Annotated in this window: 11 protein-coding genes; 10 read left to right on the top strand and 1 reads right to left on the bottom strand. The window is 36.4% G+C overall.

Annotated elements, in window-relative coordinates; all coding sequences use genetic code 11:
* The first annotated feature begins 143 nt into the window (after positions 1-143).
* Genes EYB29_RS07810 through rsmI form a run of 9 tightly spaced genes read left to right on the top strand, consistent with a single transcriptional unit; the run spans position 144 to position 6,202 of the window.
* Positions 144-1,367, top strand: coding sequence for an Orn/Lys/Arg family decarboxylase (locus tag EYB29_RS07810; protein ID WP_166627040.1), 1,224 nt, complete (start codon positions 144-146; stop codon positions 1,365-1,367).
* 12 nt (positions 1,368-1,379) lie between these two features.
* Positions 1,380-2,012: a dTMP kinase gene (gene tmk / locus EYB29_RS07805; RefSeq protein WP_166627039.1), complete on the top strand. Its 633-nt coding sequence runs from the start codon at positions 1,380-1,382 to the stop codon at positions 2,010-2,012.
* Entirely contained in the window at positions 2,009-2,338 is a 330-nt protein-coding gene (locus EYB29_RS07800) for a cyclic-di-AMP receptor (RefSeq protein WP_026866209.1), read from the top strand. Before tmk ends, EYB29_RS07800 begins: the two co-directional genes overlap by 4 nt.
* 1 nt (position 2,339) lies before the next feature.
* Entirely contained in the window at positions 2,340-3,245 is a 906-nt protein-coding gene (locus tag EYB29_RS07795) for a hypothetical protein (protein ID WP_166627038.1), read from the top strand.
* A gap of 6 nt (positions 3,246-3,251) precedes the next feature.
* Positions 3,252-4,061, top strand: a complete 810-nt coding sequence (locus EYB29_RS07790) for a PSP1 domain-containing protein (RefSeq protein ID WP_166627037.1) — start codon at positions 3,252-3,254, stop codon at positions 4,059-4,061.
* Positions 4,061-4,372: an initiation-control protein YabA gene (locus EYB29_RS07785; RefSeq protein WP_026866206.1), complete on the top strand. Its 312-nt coding sequence runs from the start codon at positions 4,061-4,063 to the stop codon at positions 4,370-4,372. Before EYB29_RS07790 ends, EYB29_RS07785 begins: the two co-directional genes overlap by 1 nt.
* 36 nt (positions 4,373-4,408) lie before the next feature.
* Complete coding sequence (locus EYB29_RS07780; protein WP_166627036.1) at positions 4,409-5,143, top strand: tRNA1(Val) (adenine(37)-N6)-methyltransferase; 735 nt, start codon at positions 4,409-4,411, stop codon at positions 5,141-5,143.
* Positions 5,136-5,387 carry a GIY-YIG nuclease family protein gene (locus tag EYB29_RS07775; protein WP_026866204.1) on the top strand — a complete coding sequence of 84 codons (252 nt, stop codon included), beginning with the start codon at positions 5,136-5,138 and terminating at the stop codon, positions 5,385-5,387. The genes EYB29_RS07780 and EYB29_RS07775 overlap by 8 nt, the downstream gene beginning before the upstream one ends.
* A 2-nt stretch (positions 5,388-5,389) precedes the next feature.
* Entirely contained in the window at positions 5,390-6,202 is an 813-nt protein-coding gene (gene rsmI, locus EYB29_RS07770) for a 16S rRNA (cytidine(1402)-2'-O)-methyltransferase (protein ID WP_166627035.1), read from the top strand.
* A 36-nt stretch (positions 6,203-6,238) separates the two neighbouring features.
* Here the strand turns inward: rsmI and EYB29_RS07765 are convergent, their stop codons facing one another.
* A complete protein-coding gene (locus tag EYB29_RS07765; RefSeq protein ID WP_026866202.1) occupies positions 6,239-6,520 on the bottom strand; it encodes a transition state genes transcriptional regulator AbrB in 282 nt (93 codons plus the stop codon).
* A 225-nt stretch (positions 6,521-6,745) separates the two neighbouring features.
* On the opposite strand from EYB29_RS07765, the gene metG reads away from it, so the two are divergent.
* Entirely contained in the window at positions 6,746-8,713 is a 1,968-nt protein-coding gene (gene metG, locus EYB29_RS07760; RefSeq protein ID WP_026866201.1) for a methionine--tRNA ligase, read from the top strand.
* The last annotated feature ends 13 nt before the right edge of the window (positions 8,714-8,726 follow it).

The raw sequence follows: 8,726 nt of genomic DNA, 5'->3' as shown, positions 1-8,726 counted from the left end.
CAGCGCCGATGGTAGTTGGACTGACGTCCCGTGAGAGTAGGACGCTGCCAGGCTTACATACTAGAGACCTTTTAGGTCTCTTTTTTTTGTCTATTTATACTATAATATAAGGAATAATATGTTCAGATTAATGAGGTGGTAAGGTGTTATATGAAACGCTTAGGGACTTAAGTAAAGCAAATGCCCTATCTATGCATGTACCAGGTCATAAGAATGATACTATCGGTTATTTGTCAGAGCATGTCTCTATAGACTTTGATCGAACTGAAATTTTAGGTTTAGATAATTTGCATGCTCCTGACGGTGTTTTAAAAGAACTGAATCTGTCTTTGGCCAATAAGGCGCCGGGTTATTATGCACAAGCAATGGTCAATGGGACAACAAATGGTATTTTGAGTAGTATTTTTGCTTTCAGTGATGATTTTAGTTTTGTTCTATTAGGTGAGTTACATAAATCTGTATATAATGCTCTGTCTTTATCCCAATCTTCTTATACTTATATAGAAGATATCCAAATATTTGATGCTTCATTTAAAGATAAAGTATTAGTGCTAACTTCACCATCATATGAAGGACGAATTCTTCATAATCTACAGGCCATCGTTAACCATGTTAAAAATACTGGGGGCTACGTGCTTATAGATGCTGCCCATGGTGCACATTTATCTATAACGGATCACTTTCCTGATGGCGCACATGTCACAGGTGCAGATATTGTAGTTGAATCCTATCATAAAATGCTACCTGCCTTAACCATGGCATCTGTTATCTTTGTGAAAAAACGTGAACTTTATGAAAAGGTTTGTTCATATATTAATCAGTTTGAAACATCAAGTCCGTCCTATTTAGTTTTGGCTTCTATCGAATATGCTCAGCATTTTTATAATACATATGATGATCAAATCTTTTTTGTTAAACGACAAGCTTTAATTAATAAACTTAAAGCTTTAAACATCAGTGTTACTGAAGTTAATGATCCAGCAAAGTTGCTCTTAAACAGTGAGGATGGTCCTTACCAGCTTAACGCACAACTTATCGCTCAAAATATCTACAGTGAAATGATGACGGATGAAGGTGTGTTGTGGTGCCTACCACTATGGCACGAAAATGATCGTTATCCATTTGAATGGTTGTTAGAGCGTTTAGAACATCTAGAGAAGGTAGAAGAGAAGCATAGTAATGACGTTGATTTAAACTTTCTTATAGATAAGACATGCATAGAAAATGTAGTCCCTTATCCTCCTGGTGTACCTTTGGTGTTAAAAGGAAGTGTCTTTACTAAGGATGACATTAAAACTGTCAAACAATATCTGTTTAATCATGTTAAAATAGAGGGTATAGATAACAATATTAATTATTACTTATGAATGAGGCAGATTATGAGTTACTTCATTACTTTTGAGGGACCTGAAGGTTCTGGTAAGTCCACAGTGATTAAACACGTCCATGAGGCCTTATCGAAAACTTGTCCAGTAATTACAACGAGAGAACCTGGCGGTATTGCGATTAGTGAAAAAATTCGTGACCTTCTGTTAGATGAGGGAAACGTTATGGATGGGCGAACTGAAGCGCTTTTGTTTGCTGCGTCTAGACGTCAGCATTTAGTGGAACGAGTCATCCCTGCATTAAACGAAAAAAAAATTGTGCTCTGTGACCGTTTTGTAGATAGTTCACTTGCCTATCAAGGCATGGCGAGAGAAATTGGTTTTGATGAAGTGATGTCAATAAATCAATTTGCAATCGACAATCATATGCCGGATTTAACAATCTATTTAAAATTGGCACCAGAGGTTGGTCTTAGGCGGATTAGTGACAATAGACGTGAAAATAATCGTTTAGATCAAGAGACTATAGACTTTCACAAAAAAGTTGTCTCGGGTTATAATGAGTTATCGATGCTTTACCCTGAAAGGATTAAAGTTGTCGATGCATCACAGTCAGTCGAGAAGGTAGTCAGCGATACTTTAACTATAATTGAAGAATATATAAATTTTAGGGGTGAATATTTATGAAAATGGTAATTGCGATTGTACAAGACCACGATAGCCAAAGATTAAATGATAAATTAACTAAGAATGATTTCCGTAATACAAAACTTGCATCTACAGGTGGCTTCTTACGTGCTGGGAATACAACTTTCCTATGTGGGGTAGAAGATGCACGTGTCGATGAGTTGTTGAAATTAATTGATGACACATGTGGTAACAGAGAGCAAACAGTTGCTCCAGTTACACCTATGGGTGGTAACGCTGACTCTTACATTCCTTACCCAGTTGAGGTAGAAGTAGGCGGCGCAACAGTATTCGTCTTACCAATCGAACAATTCGAAAGATTCTAGAATGAACAACAGAATAGTAAAAGAACAACTGTTAAAAATTATTGATAACAAAAAGCTGAGCCATACTTATATGTTTGAAGGTGACACCATAGAAACCTTGTCTAAGTATAGTAAGTTTTTTGCAATGCATATTTTTGGGGATACTGAGAGAAACCAAATGTTGGTAGAATCAGGTAATCATCCGGATTTGTACTATTTATCCACTAAAGAAACATCGATTAAAAAAGAACAGATTGAAGAATTGGTTCACAGGATGAATCAAAAACCAATCGAATCTGACTATAAAGTTTATATTATAGAGCAGTTTGAGAAATTAACACCTCAAGCGGAAAATAGCGTATTAAAATTTCTAGAAGAACCACCTGAAAAAACCATTGCCATACTACTTACAATTAACAAAAGCGGCATTTTGCCAACGATACATTCGAGAAGTCAACATATCGCAATCCAAGGTGAAGATGAGGATCGTATTAATGCATTACCCCAATTGTCAGAAGCAGAAAGAACGACTGTCAATGTCCTCTCTTTAAATGCAACTCATGTTCAGGAACTAGATGATAAGTTTTCTACTATTAGAAATGAAGTCATCAATTTCTCGAATCGTTGGATCCATGACCATCCACTTACTTTAATCGATATGAAGCGAATGCTTGATTTATGTGATGATCGAAGGGATCAGGTCATGCTCTTGGCGCTAATTAGTGGATTTGTACGACAAACGTTACACCATGCTATCGGATTAGAGGATTTTAAGCCATTTGAAACCCATATGCCTGAAGGTAATGATGTTCACCCGGCTAAATTAACTCGAATACTTGAAGAAATTCAAGAAGCAAACCGATTGTTAACGTTTAACGTCAATCCAATGCTTGTTTTTGAAGGTATGGTCATAGGTGCGAAAGGTTGATGGACTATGTTTAAAATCATCAAGGTGACGCAACTTGATTATTATGACAATCTCTACATCACATGTAGTGATGATTCTATAGAGCGACACGATTATATCGTTGCAGAAACAAAAAGAGGTCTTGAGCTACTTAGTGTAGTTAAAGGGACTTATGAAATTCCAAAAGATAATATCGTTGAGCCGGACGGTAAATATCTACGTTTAGCAACGGAAGAAGACTTGATTAAATTCAAAGTTAATGATGAAATAGCATCTGAAGCGCTTGATTTTTGTAAGGATGCTGTCAAACAAGAAAAGCTTGAAATGAATCTCGTCAATGCTAAATACACACTCGATTTGAAAAAGTTAATCTTTAATTTTACTTCTGATGAGCGCGTGGACTTTAGAAATTTGGTAAGAATATTAGCGACAAAATTCAAAACACGAATTGAACTCAGACAAATTGGTGTACGTGATGAAGCGAAATACTTAGGTGGTATAGGCCCATGTGGACGTGCACACTGCTGTTCTACATTCCTCGGTGACTTTGTGCCCGTGAGTATTCAAATGGCGAAGAATCAGGACTTATCACTGTCTCCAAGTAAGATCTCCGGTGCATGTGGTCGTTTAATGTGTTGTCTCAATTATGAAGATGAGTACTATGAAGAAGCCAGAGTGAAGTTACCTGATGTAGGCGAGAAAGTAAAAACACCTGCTGGTATCGGTAAAGTTATTGGTATTAATATTTTAGACCTAGCTGTTAGAGTAAAGGGTTCTGATGACTATATTGAAGAATATGGTGAAGAAGATATTGATAAGCTGGAGGTTGTGAATTGATGGACCGTGAACAATTGTTCCTTCACATTCAACAGCTTGAACGAAATTTGCATGTTATGAATGAAGAGATGCAAACTTTAAAAGAATTGACTGTTAAACTGGTCGAAGAAAACGTCAGTTTAGAGATAGAAAAAGAGAACTATGAACAATTATTAAATGAGAAAGAAGAAAAAGACGTTCCATTTAAAGAGAATTCTTTAAAAAGTCTATATGATGAAGGGTTTCATGTATGTAGTATTCACTTTGGTACGCATAGACATGGTGACGATTGCCTCTTCTGCCAATCATTTTTTAATGAAAGACAAGGTTAAGCAGCTGTTGGCTGCTTTTCTTTTTGAGGTGAAACGATGTTAAAACCAAGTGAGAGAATCGATGAACTATACAGAGAACAAATGAAAATTATTCAAAGTAGCGAAACATTTTCATTCTCAGTCGATGCATTATTACTCGGTGACTTTGTAAAATTAAGAAAACGGGATAGAAATATCATGGATCTCTGTAGTGGTAATGGCATCATTCCATTACTTATAAGTTATCGTACGGATAAAAAAATTGATGCTGTTGAAATCCAAGAACGTCTATGTGATATGGCTGAACGTAGTGTAGAAATGAATGGAAAAACTGGTCAGATTTCAGTATATAATTTGGATATTAAAGATATAAAATCGAAGTTTAATCATTCTACTTATGATGTGATCACAGTCAATCCTCCGTATTTTACAAACAACCAGCCTGTAAAAATTGGAGATGCTGAACGTACTGCTAGACATGAGATTCACATCGATTTAAAAGGTATTGTTGAAGCATGCCGCTACTTGATTACAAACAAAGGTCGGCTTTATATGGTGCATCGAGCTGAAAGAAGTGCAGAAGTATTTGCATTACTTCACAATAGTGGTTTTAGGGTGAGACGTGCGCGTTATGTTTATAATGATCCACAGTCAAAAGAAGCGATGTTTATAGTGATAGAGGCAATATTTAACTCTAATGCTTACGTTGATGTACTCAAGTCTTTTTATATCTATGACACAGTCGGGACATACTCTCCTGAAATGTTGGAGGTCTATTACGGCAATGACTGATAAGGTATATTATGTCTATATTCTACAATGTAATGACGATACGCTTTATACAGGTTATACCACTGATATAGAGCATAGAGTGGACATACATAATAAAGGACTAGGTGCAAAGTATACACGCGGACGGTTACCTGTAATCTTAAGGTACGTGGAGATGTATCATACAAAAAGTGAGGCTTTAAAAAGAGAGTACGCAATAAAGCAATTATCGAAAGTAGAAAAGAAAGCTTTGATGGAGGGCTGAATATGTTGTATATAACTGGCACACCAATTGGCAATCTAGATGATATATCGTATCGAGCGGTAAGTACTTTATCAGCAGTTGATGAAATACTCTGTGAAGACACAAGAATCACGAGGAAACTAACCAATCATTTTGAAATTACCACACCGCTTAGAAGCTATCATGACTTTAATAAAGAGACAGCAACTGAAGAGATTATTGAAGAACTTAAATCGGGTAAGTCGTTTGCTTTGGTTACTGATGCAGGTATGCCAGTAATTTCAGACCCAGGCTTTGAACTTGTTAGTCGCCTACAGGATGAGTCATTAGACTATACGGTGATTCCAGCGGCATCTGCTTTTACAATGGGGCTTGTTGCAAGTGGGATTCCTTCTTATGAATTCACATATTTTGGTTTTCTACCAAAAAGCAATCAGAAGAGGCAAGAAAAACTGACAGAAATTCTGCACCATCGAAAGACAGCTGTGATATATGAATCTCCACACCGAATGAAACAGTTGTTAAAAGACTTGGCAAAGTTTGATCCCAAACGACTAGTTTCTATTTCCAGAGAAATTACTAAGAAGTTTGAGCAACATGAAAGAAAAACTGCAAATGAACTTTTATATATGATGGATAAAGAAATTCCATTAAAAGGTGAATTTGTTGTTGTAATTGAAGGTTATGAAGAGGAAACAGTCAATTTTACAGGGACTGCTAAGGATCATGTTTCTGAACTTGTCAATGAAGGAATGAAACCTAAAGATGCGATTAAACTTGTTTCAGAACTAAGAGGCATGAAGAAACAAGATGTATATGACGAGTTTCACAAATAAAAAAGCCATGAAGCATCTTCATGGCTAACTCACATATTATTTATTATCGAGTTTTCTTTGAATTTCATTAATTAATAGTTCTGCGCCTTCAGGACTCAAAACGATTTTGCCATCAGCAAGAGATAGATTATCGTCTGATACATCGCCAGTTACTGCACAAGTCATACGTGGGTGGTATTTTTTCAAGATGATTTTGTCGTCATCCGTAAAGATCTCAAGTGCATCTTTAACTTCTATATCGAGTACGCGGCGTAGTTCGATAGGAATGACGATGCGTCCAAGTTCATCGACCTTACGCACAATTCCTGTAGATTTCATTAAGAATTCCTCCTACATTACTACCCAAACATAAAGATAATGAGTGGATATTGTAAATGTCAATTGAATAAAAATAATTGTATATTCATGACTTAATTATCCATGGTAAATGGATATTCATGACTATAGCACATAATGAATTTAAAAACTATTAAAAACTGCTTGTAATTGAAAAAAATACATATTTTAGATATAGTAGATTAGTATATTATAGGAGGATTTTCCATGACAAAACCAACATTTTATATCACGACGCCAATTTATTATCCGAGTGGAAAGCTCCATATCGGTAATGCTTATACTACGATAGCATGTGACGTAATGGCTAGGTATAAACGAATGCGTGGGTATGATGTTTATTATTTAACCGGTGCGGATGAGCACGGGCAAAAAATTGAGCAAAAAGCAGAAGACATGGGTATATCACCTCAGAATTATGTTGATGATATGGCAAAATCCATGAAAGACTTATGGCAGATGTTAGATATCACCTATGATCAATTTATACGTACGACAAGTGAAAAGCATAAAAAAGCAGTTCAATATATCTTTGAACGTTTACTTGAACAAGGCGATATCTATCTAGGTGAATATGAAGGTTGGTATTCAGTACAAGATGAAGAATTCTTTACTGAAACTCAGTTGGAAGAAGTGTACCGGGATGATGAGGGCAATATGATTGGTGGCCGCGCACCAAGTGGACACGATGTTGAACTCGTAAAAGAGGAAAGCTATTTCTTTAGAATGAGTAAATATGCGGATCGTCTGGTTCAATACTATGAAGATCATCCTGACTTTATTCAACCGGAAACACGTAAGAATGAAATGCTGAATAACTTCATTAAACCTGGCTTAGAAGACCTGGCTGTTTCTAGAACGACATTTTCTTGGGGTGTACCAGTAAAATCTGACCCGAAACACGTGGTCTATGTTTGGATTGATGCATTAGCAAACTACATTACAGCACTCGGCTATGCATCAGATGATGATGAACTATTTAAAAAATATTGGCCTGCAGATGTGCACATGATCGGTAAGGAAATTGTACGTTTCCACTCAATCTATTGGCCAATTATGTTAATGGCACTAGATTTACCATTGCCTAAAAAGTTACTCGGTCACGGTTGGTTACTCATGAAAGATGGTAAGATGTCTAAATCTAAAGGTAACGTAATTTACCCTGACCAAATCGTTGAAAGATATGGTCTTGATTCACTGAGATATTACTTAATGCGTGAAGTACCTTTCGGTTCCGATGGTGTATTTACACCCGAGTCATTTATCGAAAGAACAAACTTTGATTTAGCAAACGATCTCGGTAACCTCGTCAACCGTACGATTTCAATGATTAATAAGTACTTTGATGGAGAGTTACCTAGCTATACAGGTGCGCATAATGATATCGATAAAAACCTTGAAGCTGTTGTAGCTGAAAACATCAGCGAATATGAAATAGCAATGGAAAATATGAAGTTCAATACTGCATTAAGAGCAGTATGGACGATTATTAGCCGCTCAAATAAATATATCGATGAAACAACTCCATGGGTCTTAGCGAAAGATGAATCGAAGAAAGATGAGCTTGGTAATGTTATGGTGCACTTAGCGGAGAATATCCGTATTGCAGCGGTTCTATTAAAACCATATCTACCTCACGGGCCTAAAGAAATATTTAAGCAATTAAATATTTTTGATGAAGATCAACAGACTTATGATTCTACTTTAACTTACGGTGTCATTAAGCCCGCCGGAGCTTTATCGAAACCGAACCCAATCTATCCTAGACTCGATGTCGAAGAAGAGGTTCAACATATTAAGGATCAAATGAAACCTTCAACACCTGTAGAAGAAGCTGATGATGCTGAGAACGACACGATAACAATTGATGACTTTAACAAAGTAGAAATTAAAGTTGCCACTATTGTTGGAGCACAAGCTGTTAAAAAAGCGGATAAATTACTTAAAATACAAGTCGATTTAGGTAATGAAGAACGTCAGATAGTTTCAGGTATCCATGAACATTACGAGCCAGGAGATATCATTGGTAAGAAGGTACTTGTTGTAACTAACCTACAACCTGTAAAACTTCGTGGTGAAAAATCTGAAGGCATGATTTTAACAGCAGAAAAAGGAAATCGCCTGACACTAATTGACGTACCAGATGGTATTGAGAATGGTAGCGTTGTAAAATAATACGGGAGTGATT

This window comes from Jeotgalicoccus sp. S0W5, assembly GCF_011634875.1.
Classification (GTDB): Bacteria; Bacillota; Bacilli; order Staphylococcales; family Salinicoccaceae; genus Jeotgalicoccus; species Jeotgalicoccus marinus.
This window is presented reverse-complemented; position numbering and strand designations above follow the sequence as displayed.